Origin of the sequence: Lactobacillus sp. (genome assembly GCF_051893255.1) — a bacterium.
Lineage (GTDB): Bacteria > Bacillota > Bacilli > Lactobacillales > Lactobacillaceae > Lactobacillus.
The window spans coordinates 33,959-53,540 of the sequence record NZ_JBJFHB010000004.1 but is presented as its reverse complement, the minus strand read 5'-3'; the positions used below and the strand labels follow the sequence as shown (position 1 = coordinate 53,540).

The 19,582-nt window shown below is 48.1% G+C and carries 22 protein-coding genes and 1 other annotated feature; of the genes, 2 read left to right on the top strand and 20 right to left on the bottom strand.

Annotation, left to right across the window (positions count from 1 at the left end; translation table 11 throughout):
- Positions 1-5 precede the first annotated feature (5 nt).
- From rsmB to gmk, 5 genes are all read right to left on the bottom strand, one after another.
- A complete protein-coding gene (gene rsmB / locus ACI4WN_RS00460) occupies positions 6-1,322 on the bottom strand; it encodes a 16S rRNA (cytosine(967)-C(5))-methyltransferase RsmB (protein ID WP_439776510.1) in 1,317 nt (438 codons plus the stop codon).
- Positions 1,312-2,259, bottom strand: coding sequence for a methionyl-tRNA formyltransferase (gene fmt, locus ACI4WN_RS00455; RefSeq protein WP_439776502.1), 948 nt, complete (start codon positions 2,257-2,259; stop codon positions 1,312-1,314). The genes rsmB and fmt overlap by 11 nt, the downstream gene beginning before the upstream one ends.
- Positions 2,260-2,282: 23 nt before the next feature.
- Positions 2,283-4,667 carry a primosomal protein N' gene (gene priA / locus ACI4WN_RS00450; RefSeq protein ID WP_439776501.1) on the bottom strand — a complete coding sequence of 795 codons (2,385 nt, stop codon included), beginning with the start codon at positions 4,665-4,667 and terminating at the stop codon, positions 2,283-2,285.
- A gap of 70 nt (positions 4,668-4,737) precedes the next feature.
- A complete protein-coding gene (gene rpoZ, locus ACI4WN_RS00445) occupies positions 4,738-4,968 on the bottom strand; it encodes a DNA-directed RNA polymerase subunit omega (RefSeq protein ID WP_009558218.1) in 231 nt (76 codons plus the stop codon).
- 2 nt (positions 4,969-4,970) lie between these two features.
- Positions 4,971-5,585 carry a guanylate kinase gene (gene gmk, locus ACI4WN_RS00440; RefSeq protein ID WP_439776500.1) on the bottom strand — a complete coding sequence of 205 codons (615 nt, stop codon included), beginning with the start codon at positions 5,583-5,585 and terminating at the stop codon, positions 4,971-4,973.
- A 186-nt stretch (positions 5,586-5,771) separates the two neighbouring features.
- Between gmk and ACI4WN_RS00435 the strand changes: the two genes are divergently transcribed.
- Positions 5,772-6,077: a hypothetical protein gene (locus tag ACI4WN_RS00435; protein WP_439776499.1), complete on the top strand. Its 306-nt coding sequence runs from the start codon at positions 5,772-5,774 to the stop codon at positions 6,075-6,077.
- Positions 6,078-6,152: 75 nt separating this feature from the next.
- Here ACI4WN_RS00435 and ACI4WN_RS00430 read toward each other — a convergent pair whose 3' ends face one another.
- The 14 genes from ACI4WN_RS00430 to ACI4WN_RS00365 all read right to left on the bottom strand — a co-directional run bounded on the left by ACI4WN_RS00430 (position 6,153) and on the right by ACI4WN_RS00365 (position 17,950).
- On the bottom strand, positions 6,153-7,763 hold the full coding sequence (locus ACI4WN_RS00430; protein ID WP_439776498.1) for a peptide ABC transporter substrate-binding protein: 1,611 nt from the start codon (positions 7,761-7,763) through the stop codon (positions 6,153-6,155).
- A 230-nt stretch (positions 7,764-7,993) separates the two neighbouring features.
- Positions 7,994-9,679, bottom strand: coding sequence for a DNA repair protein RecN (recN, locus tag ACI4WN_RS00425; RefSeq protein WP_439776497.1), 1,686 nt, complete (start codon positions 9,677-9,679; stop codon positions 7,994-7,996).
- A 21-nt stretch (positions 9,680-9,700) separates the two neighbouring features.
- On the bottom strand, positions 9,701-10,516 hold the full coding sequence (locus ACI4WN_RS00420) for a TlyA family RNA methyltransferase (RefSeq protein WP_412131715.1): 816 nt from the start codon (positions 10,514-10,516) through the stop codon (positions 9,701-9,703).
- Positions 10,516-11,379 carry a polyprenyl synthetase family protein gene (locus tag ACI4WN_RS00415; protein WP_439776496.1) on the bottom strand — a complete coding sequence of 288 codons (864 nt, stop codon included), beginning with the start codon at positions 11,377-11,379 and terminating at the stop codon, positions 10,516-10,518. Before ACI4WN_RS00415 ends, ACI4WN_RS00420 begins: the two co-directional genes overlap by 1 nt.
- A 3-nt stretch (positions 11,380-11,382) precedes the next feature.
- Positions 11,383-11,622 (bottom strand): exodeoxyribonuclease VII small subunit, encoded by a 240-nt coding sequence (locus ACI4WN_RS00410; protein ID WP_439776495.1) that lies wholly within the window; start codon positions 11,620-11,622, stop codon positions 11,383-11,385.
- Entirely contained in the window at positions 11,606-12,988 is a 1,383-nt protein-coding gene (gene xseA, locus ACI4WN_RS00405; protein ID WP_439776494.1) for an exodeoxyribonuclease VII large subunit, read from the bottom strand. Before xseA ends, ACI4WN_RS00410 begins: the two co-directional genes overlap by 17 nt.
- Positions 12,975-13,826: a bifunctional methylenetetrahydrofolate dehydrogenase/methenyltetrahydrofolate cyclohydrolase gene (locus tag ACI4WN_RS00400; protein ID WP_439776493.1), complete on the bottom strand. Its 852-nt coding sequence runs from the start codon at positions 13,824-13,826 to the stop codon at positions 12,975-12,977. Before ACI4WN_RS00400 ends, xseA begins: the two co-directional genes overlap by 14 nt.
- Positions 13,827-13,872: 46 nt before the next feature.
- Positions 13,873-14,271: a transcription antitermination factor NusB gene (nusB, locus tag ACI4WN_RS00395; protein ID WP_439776492.1), complete on the bottom strand. Its 399-nt coding sequence runs from the start codon at positions 14,269-14,271 to the stop codon at positions 13,873-13,875.
- Positions 14,271-14,705 (bottom strand): Asp23/Gls24 family envelope stress response protein, encoded by a 435-nt coding sequence (locus ACI4WN_RS00390; RefSeq protein ID WP_439776491.1) that lies wholly within the window; start codon positions 14,703-14,705, stop codon positions 14,271-14,273. Before ACI4WN_RS00390 ends, nusB begins: the two co-directional genes overlap by 1 nt.
- A gap of 19 nt (positions 14,706-14,724) precedes the next feature.
- Complete coding sequence (gene efp, locus ACI4WN_RS00385) at positions 14,725-15,291, bottom strand: elongation factor P (protein ID WP_008459690.1); 567 nt, start codon at positions 15,289-15,291, stop codon at positions 14,725-14,727.
- 69 nt (positions 15,292-15,360) lie between these two features.
- Positions 15,361-16,467, bottom strand: a complete 1,107-nt coding sequence (locus tag ACI4WN_RS00380; RefSeq protein ID WP_439776490.1) for a M24 family metallopeptidase — start codon at positions 16,465-16,467, stop codon at positions 15,361-15,363.
- A 161-nt stretch (positions 16,468-16,628) separates the two neighbouring features.
- Positions 16,629-16,928 (bottom strand): 50S ribosomal protein L27, encoded by a 300-nt coding sequence (rpmA, locus tag ACI4WN_RS00375; RefSeq protein ID WP_195837493.1) that lies wholly within the window; start codon positions 16,926-16,928, stop codon positions 16,629-16,631.
- A 15-nt stretch (positions 16,929-16,943) separates the two neighbouring features.
- Positions 16,944-17,255, bottom strand: a complete 312-nt coding sequence (gene rplU, locus ACI4WN_RS00370; RefSeq protein ID WP_008459696.1) for a 50S ribosomal protein L21 — start codon at positions 17,253-17,255, stop codon at positions 16,944-16,946.
- Positions 17,256-17,270: 15 nt separating this feature from the next.
- Positions 17,271-17,346, bottom strand: a sequence feature (ribosomal protein L21 leader region).
- 97 nt (positions 17,347-17,443) lie between these two features.
- Positions 17,444-17,950 carry a hypothetical protein gene (locus ACI4WN_RS00365; protein ID WP_439776489.1) on the bottom strand — a complete coding sequence of 169 codons (507 nt, stop codon included), beginning with the start codon at positions 17,948-17,950 and terminating at the stop codon, positions 17,444-17,446.
- Positions 17,951-18,070: 120 nt separating this feature from the next.
- On the opposite strand from ACI4WN_RS00365, the gene ACI4WN_RS00360 reads away from it, so the two are divergent.
- Entirely contained in the window at positions 18,071-18,427 is a 357-nt protein-coding gene (locus ACI4WN_RS00360; protein WP_439776488.1) for an arsenate reductase family protein, read from the top strand.
- Here the strand turns inward: ACI4WN_RS00360 and ACI4WN_RS00355 are convergent.
- Positions 18,424-19,572 carry a trans-sulfuration enzyme family protein gene (locus ACI4WN_RS00355; protein ID WP_439776487.1) on the bottom strand — a complete coding sequence of 383 codons (1,149 nt, stop codon included), beginning with the start codon at positions 19,570-19,572 and terminating at the stop codon, positions 18,424-18,426. The two genes, ACI4WN_RS00360 and ACI4WN_RS00355, sit on opposite strands and share 4 nt — an antisense overlap.
- Positions 19,573-19,582: the final 10 nt, after the last annotated feature.

The following is a 19,582-nucleotide window of genomic DNA, read 5'->3' as shown; positions in this document are numbered from 1 at the left end:
AGGTACTAACCTCTTGTCGTAAATTTGGCAATGAAAAATCCATCACTGTTATAACTGTCTGGCAGGATCTTCAGCATCCCTTGCTCGGCTTTGACCTTGGCCGTTTTAAATGGCTTCAAGGTAAAGTCTGGGTGGGCCTTGAGAAACTTTTTGACGTTTTCCTCATTTTCTTCTACGGAAATTGAGCAAGTGGAGTAAACTAACTCCCCGCCCGCCTTTAATAGACCCGCGACTTCGTTTAAGATGTCGAGCTGAATTTGCGCTAAGTTGGTAATGTCCGCTGGCTGTTTGCTATAGCGGATTTCCGGCTTGCGGCGCAAAAGTCCTAATCCAGAACAAGGTGCATCTATTAGTATTTTATCAAATTCTCCTCTTGAAAAATACCCTCCCGCCTTGCGGGCATCTAAGGCCTTGGTTTCAACGCGGTCTGCTACCTGCATTCTTTGGGCATTTTCTCTAACCAGGCGGAGTTTTTTCTCATGGATGTCTAAGGCCGTGACTTGACCTTCTGGCACTTTCTCTGCCAGTTGGATGGTCTTGCCGCCAGGAGCGGCACAGGCATCGAGAACGCGCTCATTGCCAGTAAAGTCAAAGGCTTCAGCCACCAAGCTGGCTGCTTCGTCTTGCACGGTGACTTGACCCTCTTTGAAAAAGTCAGTCAAAATGATCCCGCCCCGGCTCAAGGAGTAGCTTCTATCAGCTAAAGATGATTCAACCGGGTTAAAATGGGCTTTTTTCAGGTCGTAAACGACTTGACCCTCTTTAACCAGGCTAGAAATCCGGATCTCATTTTTGGCATGAGTGTTGAAACTGGCCATGATCTTCTCGGCCCGCTTGGCTCCCCAGTTAGCGACAAAATAGTCGGCCAGCCACTTAGGCTCGCTGTACTTGACGCTTAAATAATCAGGATCATTTTCTTTAGGCATGACTGGCCCGCGTCTTTGGAAAGAGCGCAGAATGCCGTTAACCAGGCGGTAGCCGCTAGAACGCGGCTTGCCAAAGGCCTTGGCTAATTTATTGGCCTCATCCAGGACCGCTCTAGCTGGCACCTTGTCCAAAAGGAGCAGCTGGTAGATCGACATCAATAAGAGCGGCTCAATGTAGGCTTCTTCCAGCTTGGCCTTGACCAGATCCTTTAGCTGGTAGTCCAAATAGAGCTTGTTTTGCAGGGTCCCGTAAACCAGGTTGGTTGCCAGGCGCGACTCTTCGGCAGGCAGCTTGGCCGCTTTTAGCGCGTGATTTAAGCTGATATTGGAGTACGAGCCTTGAACCAGGACCTTGATCAGGGTTTCAAGGGCGACGCTGCGGGCATTAGTCTTCATCAACGATTTGGTCTCCTGCGTTAAACTTCTTGCCTTGGCCATTCAAAAAATCCTTCACCTTCATGGCCTTCTTGCCAACTGGCTGAACTTCGGTCAAGTTCAAGACGGTTGACCCTGCAAAGCTGATGGCAAAGCGGCCTTGGTTTGAAACCAAGCAGCCAGCTGGCAGGCTGGTATTGTCTTCAGCAACCTCAGCAGCCCAAACCTTAAGCCGCTTGCCTTGGATCACTAAGTAAGCGCCGGGATCGGGGTTCAGGGCCCGGATCAGGTTTTTGGCTTCTTGCGCCGTCAAGGTCAGCGGAATTCTTTCTTCGCTCTTTTCAATGGTTGGAGAAAAGACTACCTGACTTGAGTCTTGCGGCTTTTTAACGATTTCGCCATTAGCAATCTTTGGCAGGGTCTCTAAGAGCAGGTCCCGGCCTAAAGGTGCCAGTTTTTCAAAAATTTCGCCGCTGGTTTCGTCTGGCCCGATTGGCAATTTGGCTTGGGCGTACATGTCGCCGGCATCCATTTCCTTGACCATTTCCATGATGGTTACGCCGGTTTCGCTATCCCCATTTCTAACTGCATACTGAATCGGTGCCCCGCCCCGGTACTTAGGCAAAAGGGAGCCGTGGACGTTGACTGCTGCGATCTTTGCCGTCTTTAAAAAGCGCGTTGGCAAAAATTGGCCAAAGGCCGCAGTAATCAAAAAGTCTGGCTGAATGGCCATCAGGGCGTTCAAGTCGTCTGACTTAGATAAATGGGCTGGCTGATAAAGCGGCAGAGCGTATTTTAATGCCAGTTCCTTGACTGGTGAATAAACGATCTTTTGCTTGCGGCCCACCTTTTTGTCAGGCTGAGTAACTACGGCTTTAATGTCGTAGCCGGTCTTGATCAAGCCTTCTAAAACAGTCGCGCCAAAGGCTGGCGTCCCTAAAAAAATTACTGAATTCATATTATGCTTTTCCTTTGCTTGATTTACATGATTCTTTCTGGTTCAGTGTCGATTTCAACCGTTAAGCCATACTTCTTGATTTCCTGTGCCTGGTCTTGCAACTGGTGAAGCAGGGCATTTAACTTATCTTCTTTTTTATATTTTACCAGGATTTGGTAAAGATACTGATTTTTTAGCCGAGAAACTGTGGCAGGGGCTGGTCCCAAAATAATGGTCGGTTGGTGGAGCTGGGCCATGAGGACTCTTTTAATGTTAAAAGCTTCTCTTGCAGCATTTTGCTCATTTTTAGAGGCAATCGTCACCAAGACCGTGTAAAAGTATGGCGGATAGTTGCCGGCCCGCCGGACTTGCATTTCTTTGGCGTAAAACAGCTCGTAGTCCTGCTTTTGGGCTAAGGCAATGGCATAGTGGTCCGGATTATAAGTCTGGATCATGACTTGGCCCTCTTTATCCGCCCGGCCTGCCCGGCCTGCGACCTGGGTCAAGAGCTCAAAAGTTTTTTCAGAAGCATTGTAGTCAGGCAGCCACAGGCCGGTATCGGCATTGATAACGCCAACCAAGGTCACGTTTGGGAAGTCCAAGCCCTTGGCAATCATTTGGGTGCCAAGGAGGATGTCAGCTTCGCCTTGGCCAAAGGCTGTCAGGATTTTTTCATAGCTGCCCTTACGCCTAGTCGTATCTACGTCCATCCGCAGGACTTTGGCGCTAGGAAAGAGCTCTCCTAATTCTTCTTGCACCTTCTGAGTCCCCGTTCCTAAAAAGCGGATTTGCCGGTCATGGCAGTTAGGGCAAATAGTTGGGATTGCCTCTTGGTGTCCGCAGTAGTGGCACTGCATGACGCCTGTATCCTTGTGCATGGTAAGTGATAAGTCGCAATTTGGGCACTTTAAGACAAAACCGCAATTGCGGCAGAGCATGAAGTTGGCAAAGCCCCGCCTGTTTAAGAGCAAAATGACCTGTTCGCGGCGGTCTAGCCGCTTTTGAATGGCTTCAGCCAGATTGACGGAAATGTCAAACTGCCCGCCAGCAAACTGGACGTGCTTTAAGTCAATCAGGTCAACACGCGGCAGGGCCTGGCTCTTGGCCCGCTTTTTCAAAGTGAGCAGCTTAAATAGCTCCTTTTGAGCCCGGGCCCGGCTGCCTAATGACGGCGTTGCACTGCCCAAAATCAAGGGGCAGTGGTGGTAGCGGCTTCGCCAGATAGCCACGTCTCTTGCATGATAGCGGGGATTTTTATCCTGCTTATACGTGCCTTCATGTTCTTCATCGATGATGATTAAGCCAATGTTGTCTAAAGGGGCAAAAACGGCGCTGCGAGCGCCGACCACGACCTTGGCTTGTCCCCGGCGGATTCGCCGCCATTCATCATAGCGCTCGCCTTCAGACAAGGCAGAGTGAAGAACCGCTACTTCCCTGCCAAAGCGAGCTTGGACCTGGGCCACCATTTGCGGCGTCAAAGAAATTTCCGGCACCAGCATCAAGGCGGTCCGGCCAATTTTTAAGGCTTCACTGATCGTTTGCAAGTAGACCTCGGTCTTGCCACTGCCCGTCACCCCTTCCAGCAAGAAGGTTTGGCTCTTTTTATCTCGGATATCCTGGCTGACGGCTTCATAAGCCGCTTCTTGCTCAGCGTTTAGTTTTTTCGGCTGACTTTTTTCCTTGGCTAAGACAGCAGGCTTTCTGTAGCTTTCAACCTGCTTTTGGCCCAGCCAGCCTTTTTGGACGGCACCGTTTAAGGCCCCTAAGCTAATGCTCTGCCCTTCTAGCTGCTCGCGCGTTTTGGGATAAGCCGCAAAATTCTCACAGAGATCCGTCAAAAGTTTTTGCTGCTGAACGGCGTTCTTTTTTACCTTGGTCAAAAGCTCCTGGTAGCCTTCTAGTGGCAAAAGGGGCGTATACAGAACTGCCATTTTCTTTTTGGCCTTGTCTTCAACCAGGTACTCGACTTCCGCATCCCCATTTTTCAAGAGCTGGCTGACCAGCTTCAGCAAATGCGGATCACTAATCTTGCTTAAATCCAGCACATCCCCGGCAAAAAAGGGCATAGCCTTGGCCCTTTCACTGACCGGCACCAGGATTTTCCGGTAATTGGCCCGCATGACGCTCGGCAGCATGGTCTTCAAAATGCTGATCCGGTAGGCAAAAATCTGCTGGGCAAGATCAGCCGACAAGTCTACCAGTTCTTTGGTCAATGGCGGCATTTCGTCAACGACTAACAGCAGGTCCTTGAGCTGTCCCTGAAACTGGCTCTTTTCACTAAAGCCGACCACAAAGCCCTGCACCTTTCTGTTGCCAAAAGGCACGATGACCCGGCTGCCAATGGCAATTTCTAAGCCCTCTGGCACTAGATAGTCAAAGGTGCGGTCAGTCTGCCTAGCGGCGACATCGACAATTACTTGTGCAATCACGCAATCACCTATCTTTTACAAGCAAATCCATACAAAAAGGAGCGGGTTGCTTTATCCGCTCCTTTAAAACTTATTCTGCAGCTTGGTCAGCCTTAGCATCATGATCTTCGTCAATCGTGACCTTGCCGGCGGCAATTTCTTCCAAAGCTTGGCCAACTGGCTTTAAGTTGTGGTAGTTGTCCAAGGCGCCCGGCTTGCCAGCTTCCAATTCATGGGCTCTCTTAGCTGCTAAAACTGAAAGGGAATATCTTGAGTCGATTTCGTCTAACAACTTGTCAATTGATGGGTAGGTAATTCTCATACTTAGTCCTCCTCTACCATTTTACGATAATCATCGATTACCCGCTTAACGCTAACGTGTTCGGCATCCACGATGGCCTTGATGTGGGAAACGGCATTGGCTACCGTATCGTTAACAACGGCATAATCATAATCCTGCATCACGAGGATTTCTTTACGGGCTTGGGCAATCCGACCCCGAATTACTTCTTCAGACTCAGTCCCCCGGTGTTCCAAGCGGTCACGCAGGGTATGCAAATCTGGCGGCGTCAGGAAAATAAATACGCCATCTGGCATTTGTTCCCGGACTTTCTGTGCCCCATTAACGTCAATTTCCAAGAGCACGTCCTTGCCTTCGGCCAGCATCTTCTTGACTGGGCCAAGAGGGGTGCCGTACAAATTGCCGACGTATTCATTGTATTCAAGCAGCTCATTGTTGGCAATTGCCTGCTTGAATTCTTCTCTAGTGACAAAGAAGTAGTCTTTCCCATCAACTTCGCCTTCACGAGGCTTACGGGTAGTCATTGAGACTGAGTATTCAAATGGGAAAACCTTGTGTTCTACGATTGCACTTTTAACTGTTCCCTTGCCAACCCCAGAAGGACCGGACAGGACCAGCAATAATCCTTTATCTGCCATGATTGCTCCTTTTCTGACTAGTAATTCTATTTTGGACCATTCGGGCCCTTTCTTCAAGTACTAGGCAAGAAAAAAAGCTTTTTTCAAAATAAGCCTTGCATTTTTGAACACAGGTTCGTATAATAGAATCACAAACAAACGTTCGAAGTTCAAATTGAGTTCTAATTTAAGGAGTCTGAATATATTATGTCCCAAATTGCGTCTTTTGCCAAGCATGCTGTTCAACCAATTAAGAAAGCATTTCATTACTTGTTCGCTTATGACCCCGACCGCCTAGCGATCATGCCCGATGAATTAAGCGAAAACCTGCAGCATTTGCAAGAAGCCATGTTGAACCGGTCCTATGCCCTCATCACCTTAAAGGACGGTTCTTGGAAAGTAGGCAAGATTACTAAGCGCCTGTCTGCCAGTCGCTTCGTCTTTCGCGATGCCGACAGCAAGATTTTTTACCTACTCACGGTTAATGATGTTTTGACTGTGGAATTGCCCTAGTATTTCTTTTTTGTACTTCTATATTTGAAAAATAAAAAAGACCAGCTAAGCTGATCTTTTTAGCATATTTACTAGCTACTTGACTTCCGCATACTTAAACTGCCAACCGCCCAAGTTGTCGTTGTAGACGTTCTTGATGTCAGGTCTGATTAAGTAAGCCGTCGTCATGTAGTAAACTGGGGTGATCCCTTCGTCTTTGAGGAGGATCGCTTCAGCTTCTTGCAGGTACTTCACCCGTTCAGTTGCTGAGGCCGTTACCTTAGACTTAGCGATCAAGCTGTCGTATTCTGAGCTCTTCCACTTACCATAGTTTCTGGTGTTGTTGCTGGTCATCAGGTCCAGGAAGGAAATCGCATCGTTAAAGTCAGCAATCCACGTTGACAGCATAATATCAAACTTCCCTGCTTCCCGGCGCGCCATCCGGGTCTTGAATGGCACAGTTGAGGTTTCAACCTTGATGCTGCCCAGATTTTCTTCAAGTTCACTTTGCAGGGCTTCAACGGTCTTTTTGCCGTTGTCCGTATCATCAGCCAGGATGGAAACCGTAATTGAGGACTTGCCCAGTTCTGCTAAGCCTTCCTTAAAGAGCTTCTTAGCCTTCTTTGGGTTGTACTGGTTGTAAGTTTCAGAAGCTGAGCTGATTCCGCTAGTATATTCTTGACCATCAACATGCATCAAGCCGCTAGCCGTAAAGGTCTTGGCTGCCTTATTGTTGCCGCCTAAAGTTGAGCAAAGGCCAGTCCGGTCGATAGCCATCGAGATCGCTTGCCGGATCTTGGCATTAGCCAGGTTCTTGTCCTTTTGCAAGTTGTATTGGAGGTAAGCCGTCCCACCGTTGTTGATCAATTGGAAGCCGGACTTCTTAGCCAATTGCTTGGTTTGCGAAGAGTCAAGGCTAAAGGCATCCAGTTTATTCGTTTGATAGAGGTTGTAGGCCGTTGCCGGCGTCTTTTGCACGCTCCAGTTGATCTGGTCAACCTTGACATTCTTCTTATCCCAGTAGTACTTGTTCTTCACCATCTTCCAGGACAAGTTAGAGCCAGTCCAGCCTTTTTGAACAAATGGACCATTATACAGCATATACTTTGAAGCCGTCCCGTACTTTGACCCGTACTTCTTGACGGCTTTTTCTGATTGCGGGAAGAACAAGGCAAAGGCCATTAGGTTCTTAAAGTACGGTATTCGCCGATCTAGCGTGACGACCAGTTTATACTTGCCTACTGCCTTAACGCCTAAACTAGTCAAAGGCTTCTTGCCAGCCGTAATCGCAGTTGCATTCTTAATGCCTTCAAAGAGGTAGGCATATTCAGATGCCGTCTTCGGATTAACGGTCCGGCGCCAAGAATAGACGAAGTCCTTAGCCGTGACTTCACTGCCGTCGCTCCATCGGGACTTGCGCAAGGTAAAGGTATAGGTCTTGCCGTCCTTAGAAACCGTCGAGCTGGTTGCTAAACCCGGCATGATCTTGCCGCTTTTACCGGTCCGGTACAAGCCTTCCATGGTATTGCGGAGCTGGTCATAACTGATCGTGTCACTTGACTTGGACATATCGATGGTTGACAGTTCTGCACTGGTTGACCAAGAGAACTGCTTTTTATCAGAACTAGATTGCTGGTTGCCGCAGGCCGTTAACAAGGCTGCTGCAGCAACTGAAAGAAGACTTACGCCAATTTTCGAGTACTTCATTTTTTCTCCCTCACTCTTGTTTTGGTAAATCTGCTTACATTATTTTCTGGTTAAAATCATATTAAAATAAATACTTTAATTTGTCAAGAACCTTCATCGCTTTTTAGTTATATTTTCGGCCAATAGTTAATAAAATTAACATATCCTGCTAATTATCGCTTTTTCGTTAAATCTTACAAAATCAAGCAAAAGAAAAAACGACTTTAGCAAATTAAAGTCGTTTTAAAAAATTATTCTATTTTTTGACTGGCAATGAGGTCAGCCGCATTTTTTTCTGCGGCTTCAGTCACATTGGCCCCGGCCATCATCTGGGCAATCATCTTCACGCTGGCTTCTTGATCCAGCGGCTCAACCTTGGTAAAGGTCTCGCCATCTGCCACCTGCTTGGAGATGGCAAAGCGGTGATCCGCGCTAGCCGCAACTTGCGGCGCGTGCGTGATGGCAATGACCTGCTTGTCCTTGGCGATGGCGTGCATCTTTTTCCCGATTGCCGCTGAAACTCTACCGGAAACCCCGGTATCAACTTCGTCAAAGACCATGGTGCCCACTGGTTCAACCTTGGAGAAGATAGACTTCAAAGCCAAAATCAAACGAGACTGTTCCCCGCCAGACACGATCTTGACTAACGGCATCAGCTCTTCACCTGGGTTTGGAGCGATATAGAAGGCTAGGTCGTCTGTCCCCTTTTCGGTAAAGCTGTCGGTCTTGGCAAAGCGGATGGAAAAACGTGCCTTGTCCATGTAGAGGTCAGCTAGTTCCTTCTTAATCGCACTTTCAAGCTTCAAGCTGGTTACCTCCCGGTCTTGGTGAAGGCGATTGGCCTGCTCGGTCATCACAGCTTCAATCTTTTCCAGTTCCTTGACCAGCTTGTCTTCGTCTAAGCCGCCGGTTTCAAACTGGCTGAGTTCTTTTGAGGCTTTTTCATAAAAGGCAAAGACGTCTTCTAGACTTGGACCGTACTTTTTCTTCAAGTTGTTCAAAAGATCCAGGCGATTTTGCACATACTGGTAGCGCTCTTCGTCAAATTCCATGCTGTCTAAGAGGTCGCCAAGTTCAGAGCGGGCATCGCTTAAGGAATAGACCCCATCGGTAACTGACTGGGCCACGTTCTTAAAGTCCTTGTCAAGATCTGCTAAGTCTTCGGCTGTCCCTTGCGCATCCCCCAAGAGGTTGGTCAAGCCATGCTCATCATCATCAAAGAGCTGAATCAAAAAATTGGCAGATTCCGCAATCCGCTGGTAGTTGTTCAGCTTATTGAACTCATCGCTTAACTCTTGGTCCTCATTTGGGGTCGTCAAATCAGCTTGGGTCAATTCTTCCACTTGGAACTGGAGAATGTCCTGTCTCTGGGCCAGTTCCTGAGCATTGCGGCGGAGCTGCTCTAATTGATGCTTAATCTTCAGCCACTGGCCATAGGAAGCTTGGTATTCAGCTAGCTTTTCCTTAAAAGCCTTGCCAGCATACTCATCAACCAGGTCCACCTGCCGGCTTTGGTCCATCAGCATCTGCTGGTCGTTTTGCCCATGGATGTCGACCAGGTACTCGCCGATTTTTCCTAAAGCTGTAATGGTCGTTAGCTGACCGTTGATCCGGATGACATTCCGGCCCTTGCTAGAAATTTCCCGGCTGATGATCAGGTCATCCCCGTCCATGGGCAGGCCGTAATCAGCCGCAATCTGGCTGACTTCGGCCATTTCTTCATCTCTCAAGGTGAAAAGGCCGGTAACAACCGCCTTATTTTGACCTGAGCGCACCATTTCCTTTTGGGCCCGGTGGCCAAGAAGCAGGGACAAGGCATCAATCAGGATGGATTTCCCAGCACCGGTTTCCCCGATTAAGACCGTCATCTGCGGCTGGAACATGATTTTCAAGCTTTTGATAATGGCAAAATTTTGGATATCTAGTTCAATCAGCATCAGATACCACACTTACCCTTTCTATAAGCCCTGGTCAGCTGCCTGAATGACGTCGCTGATTTGCCCATTCCACAAGTTTTGACCAGGATTGGCCAGGTCCTTTTTCAGGTGGATCAAGAACTCGATATTGCCCTTGCCCCCCTTGATTGGAGAATAGTCGATCCCTAAGACGTCAAAGCCGATCTCTAGGGCCTTTTGGGCCGTGTGGCGGATGACGCTCTCGTGGACGGCATGGTCTCTAACGATCCCATGCTTGCCGACGTTTTCTGGGCCAGCTTCAAATTGCGGCTTGATCAGGCACACGGCTTCGCCTTGGTCTTTCAAGATGTCATACATTGGCGGCATGATCAAGTCTAGGGAAATAAAGGACACGTCTGTCATAGCAAAGTCTGGTAGGCCTTCGGTAAAATCAGCGGGCACAGAATAACGGAAGTTCTGCCGCTCCATCACCACCACTCGAGGGTCGTCCCGGAGCTGCCAGGCGAGTTGGTTGTAGCCAACGTCCAAGGCATAAACCAGCTTGGCCCCATTTTGCAGAGCCACATCGGTAAAGCCGCCAGTCGAAGCTCCAATGTCTAGGCAAATCTTGTCTTTTAAGTCGATCTGCCAGATCTTGACGGCTTTTTCTAGCTTAAAGCCGCCTCGTGACACGTACTTCAGCTTGTCTTTTTTGATGAAAAATTCTTCGTCAACTGGGAACTTTTCCCCGGCTTTGTCGATCCGCTGGTGGTTGTGGTCGGTAACTAAACCTGCCATGATCGCCCGTTGGGCCTGGCTGCGGGAGTTAAAAATTCCCTTATTTGCAAGAATGACATCTACTCTTTCTTTTTTCGTCATTAAAGCACCTTCTGGTACAAGTCTAAAAAGCCGAGCAAGACTTCAGCATTTTCGCCTGCCAAAGCAGCTTGCCCCTTGGCAATCAAGTCTTTGAGTTCTTGTCTGGTTTCCGCAGCCCCTTGCATGGTCAAGGAGTTGTTTTTGCCAACTTCTTGGTCCTTGTGGGTCATCTTGCCAGCTTCTTCACTGGTTTCCACGATGTCCACCAAGTCGTCATAGAGCTGGTAGCCCCGGCCAAAGTCCTTGGCAAAGGCCAAGTAATTATCCGCTTGCTCTTGACCAGCACCGGCAAAAGCGGTTGCCATTTCAACACTGGCCAAAATTAAGCAGCCCGTCTTCAGCCATTCCATGTGGTCGATAGTTTGGGCATCAACTGCATCATTGTTGGTCGTGTCAATGTCCAGGTATTGGCCGCCCACCATGCCGGCTGGGCCCACGGCCTTGGTGATGATTTCAACTAGCTTGGCTGACTGGCTACCTTCAGCGATCCACTGGATCCCTAAGGGCAAAAGTCCATCCCCAGCCAAAATGGCTTCAGCTTCGCCCCACTTCTTGTGGCTGGTTAATTTGCCGCGCCGGTAATCGTCATTGTCCATGGCTGGCAAGTCATCGTGGATCAGGGAATAAGTATGGATTAATTCGATCCCGCAAGCCGTTTGAACTGCCTGTTGGTCAATCTTTTTTCCTAAGCTATCTAAAGTTGCCAAAAAGAGGAGCGGCCGCAGGCGCTTGCCACCAGCCATGACCGAATAAGCCATGATTTCGGCAAAACGGGGATCATCGCTTTCCTTAGCCAAGTTTTGCTCTAAATAGTCGTTGATAATCGGCGTATACTTCGCCTGAAATTCTTTAAAAGTCGTCATCGTTTATTCCTTTGGAGCACTGGCGTCAGTTGGATTCAGGCGCTTTTCGCTGCCATCGCTTTCGATCAGCTTAGCCACCGTTTCTTCAGCCTTGGACAATTCTTGCTTGAGTTCCTTGCTCAGCTTGACGCCGGCTTGGAACTGGTTCAAGGACTCTTCCAAAGACAATTGCCCATTTTCCAGGTTGTTGACGATCATTTGCAACTGGTTCAGCTGCTCTTCAAAATTATTCTTCTCTGCCATGGTCCTTCTCCTTCACTTCCGTAATTTCAGCACTGGCAATCCCATCTGCCAGGTGCAGCTTGATTTTTTCTCCTGTTTGCAGCTGGCTGACCGAGGTCAAGACAGTACCTTCTTCATCAGTCGTATAGCTGTAGCCCCGGCTCAGGGTCTTTAAGGGGCTAAAGTCGTTGAGCTGCTGGACTAAGCCGCCAAAAAGCGACTTCTTCTGTTCCAGCAAGCGGTCCATTTGCTGGCGCAAATTTTTCGCCAAAAAGTTATTGGTCTGCTCCAGCTGCTTGATCTTTAAAGCAGGCGATTGGTTATACAACTTTTGCCCGGTTAATTCCAGCCTTTGCCGGCGATTATTCAAGAGCAGTTCCATCTGTCTGACTAAGGCTTGGCTAGCCTGGTCCGCCTGCATGGCCTTTTGCTCGTACAGCCGTTGGGGCTCACGCATAATGTAGGAATTTTCCAGGCGGCTTAAGGCCTGCTTGCGGTCTCTAATGGCCCCGTTAATCAGGTTCAAAAGGCGAGCCTGCTCTTGGTTGACCCAGGCAAAAACCTCCCCTCGGTCCGGCGTAGCCATTTCCGCTGCCGCCGTTGGCGTGGCAGCCCGGCAGTCAGCTGCGAGGTCACACAGGGTAGTGTCCGTTTCGTGGCCCACTGAAGAAATGACCGGCATCGGCATTTGGTAAACCTGCCGCACGACTGCTTCTTCGTTAAAGGCCCAAAGGTCTTCTAAAGAACCGCCCCCCCGGCCAATGATCATCACATCGTATTCGCTGCCCCGAGCGGCAATCTGCTGCATGGCGGCAACTAAACTAGGCACGGCTCCTTCGCCTTGCACTTGCGCCGGGTAAAGATCAATCTCCGCTTGGGGGAAGCGGCGGTTGGCCGTCACCATGATGTCGTGGATGACCGCCCCAGATGGCGAGGTTACCACGGCAATCTTGTTGGGAAACCTTGGCAAGGGACGCTTGTGGTCTTGGTTAAAGAGGCCTTCTTTAGCCAGCTTTTCCTGGAGCTGGCGCAGGCGCTCATATAGGGCGCCTAGGCCCGCTGGCTCCATGGTCTTGGCATAGAGCTGGTAGGTGCCTTGGGCTTCATAGCTAGACACCCGGCCGCTGATGTAGACCTTCATCCCCTCTTCCGGCATGAACTGCACTTTATCAAAGTCGCCTCTAAACATGACCACACTGATCTTAGAATGGTCATCTTTGATGGAAAAATACTGGTGCCCGTTCCGCCGGTAGCGGAAGTTGCTGATTTCGCCCTGCAAGAAGACTTGCCGCAGGTAGGGATCCCGGTCAAACTTTTGTTTAACGTACCAATTTAATTCACTGACCGTGAGATATTTTTGGTCAGCTGTATCTTTAATCGAGTCCATGATGCCGCCTCGTCAGTTTGATAACTTCTTCCATTAAAAATTCAACCGTTAAGGGACCAACCCCGCCTGGTACGGGTGTGATGTAGCTGGCCACATCCTTAACCTGGTCAAAGTCGACGTCGCCGGCCAGCTTGCCGTTAACCCGGTTGATGCCAACATCAACCACAACAGCACCTGGCTTGACCATGTCCTTAGTGATCATGCCGGCCTTGCCGACTGCTGAAACCAAAATATCGGCCCGCTTGGTCAGATCGCCCAAGTTCCGGCTGTGGGAGTGCAAAATTGATACGGATGCATTTCGCTCCAGCATCAAGGCCGCCAATGGCTTGCCCACGATGTTGGACCGGCCCACGATCACCGCGTTTTTGCCGTTTAAGTCGATGCCGTAGTGGTCAAGTAAAGAGATGATCCCGGCAGCCGTCGCTGGCTCGACAAAGTGCTTGCCCTGCCACAGGCGGCCGATATTAGCCGGAGTCAAGCCATCAACGTCTTTTTCTGGATCAATGCGCTCGATGACCCTGTCGCTGTCAATTTGCGCTGGAACCGGCAATTGGACCATCAAGCCCATCACTTCGGGATCTGCATTTAAGCTGTCGATCAGCTTTAAGACGTCTTCTTCGCTTTCATCTGCTGGCAATTGGTAAACAACTTGCTTGATGCCCAGCTTTTCGGCCTTACGCTTCTTTGATTCCACATAAACCTTGCTAGCCTGGTCATCGCCAATATTGATTACGCAAAACTTGGGCAAGATGCCATGCTTTTTCAGGTCTTCAACCTGGTCAGCCAGATCGCGGCCAAGATGCTGGGCTAGCTTTTTTCCATCTAAAATTTGTCCCAATATTTTCTCCTTAACAAAAAAGCCGGCAATATTGCCGGCTTAAAGGTTATTCTTGCACAAAGTTGGCCAAGAGACCATTGACGAATGGCTTGTGCTTCGGTTCATCAAATTCATCACACAAGTTCAAAGCTTCGTTAATGGCTGAGCGATCTTCGATCACTGAGCTGTAAAGCATTTCGTACAGGGCGATCTCTAAAATGGCTAAGGTGGTCAGGCTTAAACGCTCGATGCGCCAGCCGGCCTTCAGCTTAGAAGAAATCTTGTCCCGCAGTTCTGCTTGCTTGTCAATGACGCCAGCGATCAGCTCTTGGCTGTATTGTGGCACTTCCTTCAAATCCAGGGCAGATTTAACGTTGCTCTCAACTTCAGCGGCCGTTAAGCCTGGATCTTGGTTATATAAATAAATGGCTTGCAGTGCGATCTTACGACTATCGTGTTGATTCATTACTTATCTTCTTCTTGATCGGGAAATAATGGTTGACTAGCTTCCTCAAAGTTCTTTTCATCTTCAGGGAAAACCAGACCAACGACGTGAACGTTGATTGACTTCAAATTCATGTCGGTCATCTGCGTCAGTTGCTGCTGCAAGGCTGCTTGAACCTTGCCGGCAACTGCAGGCACATTAACCCCATATTTCAGATAAACATAAACATCAGCAGTCAATTGTGAGTCTTCGTCAACGGAGACATCAACGCCCTTGCCGCGGTCTTCACGGCCAAATACCCGGTTAAAGCCTGACTTCAGGCCTCCCCGCATGCCGGCAACGCCGTCAACTTTTTGGGCTGAAATGCCTAAAATCACTTCAAGAACCCGCAAATCAATTTTGATTTGATCGCCATCTTCACTGCCGCTTAAAACGATTGTTGAATTATCAGCCATCTTTCCACCTCAAAAAATACTACTTAGTACGTGATACGTATGAACCGTCACTAGTGTTGATCGTCAAAACGTCCCCAACGTTGATGAAGAATGGAACGTTAACAACCAAGCCAGTTTCCATCGTAGCTGGCTTACCACCACCGGAAGAGGTATCGCCGCGGATGCCTGGTTCGGTGTCAACAACTTCCAAATCAACCGTGTTTGGCAAGTCCAGACCCAAAGTTTCACCATTGTGAGAAATTACGTTCACAATCATGTTTTCCTTCAAGTACTTGGCTTCTTCGTCGATTTGTGAGTTTGGAACTTCTAATTGTTCATAAGTTTCAGTGTCCATGAAGACGTAGCTTGAGCCGTCGTTGTACAGATACTGCATTGATCGGGTTGAGATTTCAGCAGTTTCTACCTTAGCAGTTGAACGGAAAGTGTATTCTTGAACTGCACCAGTACGCAAGCTCTTCAACTTTGAACGAACGAAAGCACTACCCTTACCTGGCTTTACGTGCTGGAATTCAACAATGCGCCACAAATCGTTGTTAAATTCGATCGTGAGGCCGTTCTTGAATTCATTAACAGAAATCATTGTCATCGGAAAAATCCCCCATTTCTACAACTTAAATTGTACCAATAAAAACTTGATTTTACCATAAAAATCATCTTATAGATGGATGAGTTCTTCTTTTGGTAAGGTAGACAATACTTCTGGAGTATCGCCGTTAACCAAAATATCGTCCTCGATTCTGACCCCGCCTTGCTTTAAGTAGATGCCGGGTTCAACCGTGTGCACGATCCCGTTTTCCAGAGTGGTTTGACTGAACAAAAAGGCTGGCTGACACATTTCATGGATCTCCAGGCCAATTCCGTGACCGATCCCGTGGCCAAAGTATTGACCATAGCCAGCTTCAGTGATGTAAGATCTGGCAGCGGTATCCACGTCCTTACCGGTATTGCCGGCTTTAGCTGCTTCAATCCCCCGCTTTTGAGCTTCATAAACGATCTTGTAGATCTTTTCCAGCTCTGGTTCAACTGAGCCAATGGCGTAAGTCCGGGTGATGTCGGCGGTGTAGCCGTTATAAGAAGCCGCAGCGTCGATCACGACCAGTTCATGTTCTTGCATCAACTTGTCACTGGCCACCCCGTGGGCCCAAGAAGACCGGTAGCCAGAAGCCACGATGGAGTCATAGCCAGGACCATCCCCGCCGTTTAGCTTAAAGAGGTAGTCGAGCTTTGCTCCAACGTCTCTTTCCTTAGCGCCCGGCTTCAGCATTGGCAAGACGCCCTCAAAGGCGATTTGGGAAATTTCAACCGCCTTTCTCAAGGTGGCAATTTCCAGTTCGTCCTTGACGTTTCTTACCCGTTCGACGATTTCGGCTGCCATGACAAATTCCACATCTGGCAAAAAGGACTTGATAGCATCATATTCATAGGCTGAGACAAATTCTGCTTCCACCAGTAGTTTTTTAACGCCCAGCTTCTTAACTTGCTCAGCAATTTCTTGCGCTTCATGGCCGTGCTTCATGACTACGGTCAATTCACCAACGGCTTGGTCTTCAATCTGCGGAGCAAAGCGGGAGTCGGATAAGAGCACCCGGTCACCGTTTTTGGTCAAAATCAACTGAGCTTCTTCACCAGTAAAGTTGGTCAAGTAGCGGTAGTTGGCCCGGTTAAAAATTAACAAGGCATCTGCATCTTCTTTTTGAATCAGCTTGCAGGTTTCGCTGATCCGCCGCGACAAGAGGGTCAATAATTCTTCCTTTTTACTCATAGCCACCATCCTATCTGAAATTTAAGTAATTGTTCATCTTATTCCTATTATACAAGAGTTTGAGATGTTAGATAGCGCTTTTGCAAAAGAAAAAATGGAAAATCAAGCAAATTTAGACAGAAAAAAACAGGCAGTGAAACTGCCTGCTCTTTACGGCAAAATTATTCTGCGTCTTCTACTGGCAAAACAGAAACTTGCTTCTTGTACTTGCCAAGACGTTCGAACTTAACGACACCGTTTACCAATGCAAACAAAGTGTCATCGCCGCCACGACCTACGTTCTTGCCTGGGTGGATCTTAGTACCGCGTTGACGGTAAATGATTGAACCAGCGTGAACTTCTTGACCGTCGGCACGCTTTGCGCCAAGACGACGACCAGCTGAGTTACGACCGTTGGCAGTTGAACCACCACCCTTGTGGTGGGCAAGTAACTTTGCGTTTGAAAGAATGTTCATCATCATAGTGTTCACCTCTTACTAAGCTTCGATGCTCTTAACAGTAACCTTGGTATAAGGTTGACGGTGACCATACTTAGAGTGTGAGTGCTTCTTTGGCTTGTACTTAAAGGTAACAACCTTCTTTTCCTTGCCTTGCTTGTCAACAGTTGCGACAACCTTAGCACCCTCAACTACTGGAGTACCAACCTTAACGTCGTCCCCATTAGCTACCAAGATAACTTGGTCAAAAACAACTTCTTCGCCAGCTTGTACATCAAGCTTTTCAACGAAGATACTTTCGCCTTCGGCAACCTTGTATTGCTTGCCACCGGTCTTAATAACTGCGTACATTAGTACACCTCCGTAAAAAATACTTAGACTCGCCATCAGAGGTGCTGCCAAAGCAGACTTTTCAACCTCATCTGTGCGGTTGCAGAATCGAGGTATATCACTCAAATTGCAACGTTAACAGTATAACACGGGTTGGCAGGGAATCTCAAGACTTTTGCCCAAAATTTGCCAATTATTATCGTGCAAAACTACTTTAAAGAATAATAAGTAGAGATAGCGCCAAATAGGAGCAGCAAAATAACAACTGCCAAGACTAACAATACCGCTAAAATGATTCTCTTGGTCTTTTTGCTCATCATCATCTCTCCATCCTGCACTTCTCCATATTGGCCTCCCCGATTTTCAAATTTCATGGTCAGCATCAAGTCTAAAAAGAAGGCAGCAAAATACATCATGATGCCGACGATGATTCCCCACCCATATATAGGTAAGTAATTTGCTAGGTAAGAGAATAATTCTAGAATTTCTGTAAAATTGATCCCCAGCTGCAACAGCCAGGCAATCCCGTAAAAAATCTTTCCTACCTTGCTTAGATATACCAGATTCAGCTTAAATTCAAAATAATAGGTCCAAACTGGCAGGGCCACGATTAAGATCAGCCACAGGAGATTTCCCTCTGATACTAGCTTTAGTTCAAATGCAATATTAACGAATAGCTGAATCCAAAAGACAATTTTTATTTTTAAAGTCGTCATCTCTATCACCTTTTTCACACAACTCGAATTGAATAAGCACATCAGTATCCGTTTACTTTTATTATAGGCTCAGTTATTATAAAATAAAAGTTGAATAATAAAAGAAAGGCAGGTATTCAAATGATTACTTTTTACGGTTACAAACGTTGCTCTACTTCTAAAAAAGCCCAAAAATGGCTGGATGACCATGGCGTCAGCTACCACTTCCAGGACCTGGTTGAAACCCCGCCAGCCAAAAGTGACTTACTCACTTGGCTGACCAAGTATCAAGACCGGGGTCTGCGCTACTTTTTTAATACAAGCGGCCAGCATTACCGGGAACTGGGCTTAAAAGACCAGATCAAGGACATGACTCTCGAAGAGGCAGCAAATCTCATGTCGAAAGACGGCAAACTAATAAAACGCCCTCTAGTCGTCAGTGAGGACAAGCTCACTTGCGGCTTTAAAGAGGACGTTTATGAAGAAACTTGGCTTTAGTCGCCTAAAGCCTGCTTTAAATCAGCGATCAAATCATCAGGGTCTTCCAAACCAACTGACAAACGGAGCAATTTGGTGGTAATGCCCAGGCGCACTCTTTGCTCAGCTTCTACGTCATCGTGGGTCTGGTAGTAAGGAATAGTGATCAAGCTTTCAGCCCCGCCTAAACTTTCGGCAAAAGTGATCACCTTAACGCTGTTTAAGACCCGTTCCACTTCTGTTTCACTGTCTAGGTAAAAGGAAATCATCCCGGCCTTGCCTGGATAGAGGACCTTCTCCACGTGATTTGCCGTTTCTAAGAACTTGGCAATCTTTTGGGCGCTGGCGGTATGGCGGTCCATTCTAATTGGCAGGGTCTTCAAGCTTCTGGTCAAAAGCCAGGAGTCAAAGTTCGACATGGTATCGCCTACCGTGATCGTGTATTGGAAATAGGTGTTGGCCAGGTCTGGATCATTAACCACGACCAAGCCGCCTAAAATGTCATTATGGCCGCCTAGGTACTTGGTGGCCGAGTGGATCACTACGTCGGCCCCCAAGGTCAGCGGCTTTTGGTAGTATGGCGTATAAAAAGTATTGTCGACAGCAACCAGGATTTTTTCATTAAAATCGTGGACGGCGTCGGCAATTTTTTTGATGTCTAGTTCCTTCATGGTTGGGTTAGATGGGGTTTCTAGCCAAACGATCTTGGTCTTATCACTTAGTAAAGAAACCAGATCTTCCACCTTTTGCCCATTCCATTGCTTAAAGGCAATGCCAAAGTGACTCTCCAGGTGGCGGAAGTAGCGGAAGTCGCCGCCATAAAGGTCATCTAAAGACACAACTTCATCCCCTGACTTCAAGACGCTCAAAACCAGCTGGACCGCTGCCATCCCACTGGCCACGGCAAAAGCCTGATAGCCTTGTTCCATCTTGGCAATGGTCTCTTCTGCCACCTTGCGGTTGGGCGCTTCCACTCGGGAATAGGTAAAGCCCTTCAAGCGGTCAAAATTGATGGCTTGGTCTAGCGTTGGGTGGCGGTAACAGGCTGACAGGTAAATGGGCTGAGATACCGGGTTAGCCCCGTCTTTAATGGAACCAGCTTCAGCGGCGATGGTGGCAAAGGCCAACTGGTCCTTTGCGTCTTGCTTTTTTTCTTCTTGACTCATGTTAATCCTC

What these genes read in the sequence shown, in the direction of transcription:
- ACI4WN_RS00430 (WP_439776498.1), bottom strand. Translation starts at nt 7,763, where the DNA reads ATGAAGTACTCGAAAATTGGCGTAAGTCTTCTTTCAGTTGCTGCAGCA.
- ACI4WN_RS00390 (WP_439776491.1), bottom strand. Translation starts at nt 14,705, where the DNA reads ATGGCTGATAATTCAACAATCGTTTTAAGCGGCAGTGAAGATGGCGAT.
- ACI4WN_RS00420 (WP_412131715.1), bottom strand. Translation starts at nt 10,516, where the DNA reads ATGACGAAAAAAGAAAGAGTAGATGTCATTCTTGCAAATAAGGGAATT.
- efp (WP_008459690.1), bottom strand. Translation starts at nt 15,291, where the DNA reads ATGACAATGATTTCTGTTAATGAATTCAAGAACGGCCTCACGATCGAA.
- ACI4WN_RS00360 (WP_439776488.1), top strand. Translation starts at nt 18,071, where the DNA reads ATGATTACTTTTTACGGTTACAAACGTTGCTCTACTTCTAAAAAAGCC.
- rpmA (WP_195837493.1), bottom strand. Translation starts at nt 16,928, where the DNA reads ATGATGATGAACATTCTTTCAAACGCAAAGTTACTTGCCCACCACAAG.
- ACI4WN_RS00365 (WP_439776489.1), bottom strand. Translation starts at nt 17,950, where the DNA reads ATGACGACTTTAAAAATAAAAATTGTCTTTTGGATTCAGCTATTCGTT.
- gmk (WP_439776500.1), bottom strand. Translation starts at nt 5,585, where the DNA reads ATGGCAGATAAAGGATTATTGCTGGTCCTGTCCGGTCCTTCTGGGGTT.
- recN (WP_439776497.1), bottom strand. Translation starts at nt 9,679, where the DNA reads ATGCTGATTGAACTAGATATCCAAAATTTTGCCATTATCAAAAGCTTG.
- rplU (WP_008459696.1), bottom strand. Translation starts at nt 17,255, where the DNA reads ATGTACGCAGTTATTAAGACCGGTGGCAAGCAATACAAGGTTGCCGAA.
- ACI4WN_RS00410 (WP_439776495.1), bottom strand. Translation starts at nt 11,622, where the DNA reads ATGGCAGAGAAGAATAATTTTGAAGAGCAGCTGAACCAGTTGCAAATG.
- nusB (WP_439776492.1), bottom strand. Translation starts at nt 14,271, where the DNA reads ATGAATCAACACGATAGTCGTAAGATCGCACTGCAAGCCATTTATTTA.
- fmt (WP_439776502.1), bottom strand. Translation starts at nt 2,259, where the DNA reads ATGAATTCAGTAATTTTTTTAGGGACGCCAGCCTTTGGCGCGACTGTT.
- rpoZ (WP_009558218.1), bottom strand. Translation starts at nt 4,968, where the DNA reads ATGAGAATTACCTACCCATCAATTGACAAGTTGTTAGACGAAATCGAC.
- xseA (WP_439776494.1), bottom strand. Translation starts at nt 12,988, where the DNA reads ATGGACTCGATTAAAGATACAGCTGACCAAAAATATCTCACGGTCAGT.
- ACI4WN_RS00355 (WP_439776487.1), bottom strand. Translation starts at nt 19,572, where the DNA reads ATGAGTCAAGAAGAAAAAAAGCAAGACGCAAAGGACCAGTTGGCCTTT.
- ACI4WN_RS00380 (WP_439776490.1), bottom strand. Translation starts at nt 16,467, where the DNA reads ATGAGTAAAAAGGAAGAATTATTGACCCTCTTGTCGCGGCGGATCAGC.
- rsmB (WP_439776510.1), bottom strand. Translation starts at nt 1,322, where the DNA reads ATGAAGACTAATGCCCGCAGCGTCGCCCTTGAAACCCTGATCAAGGTC.
- ACI4WN_RS00415 (WP_439776496.1), bottom strand. Translation starts at nt 11,379, where the DNA reads ATGACGACTTTTAAAGAATTTCAGGCGAAGTATACGCCGATTATCAAC.
- ACI4WN_RS00435 (WP_439776499.1), top strand. Translation starts at nt 5,772, where the DNA reads ATGTCCCAAATTGCGTCTTTTGCCAAGCATGCTGTTCAACCAATTAAG.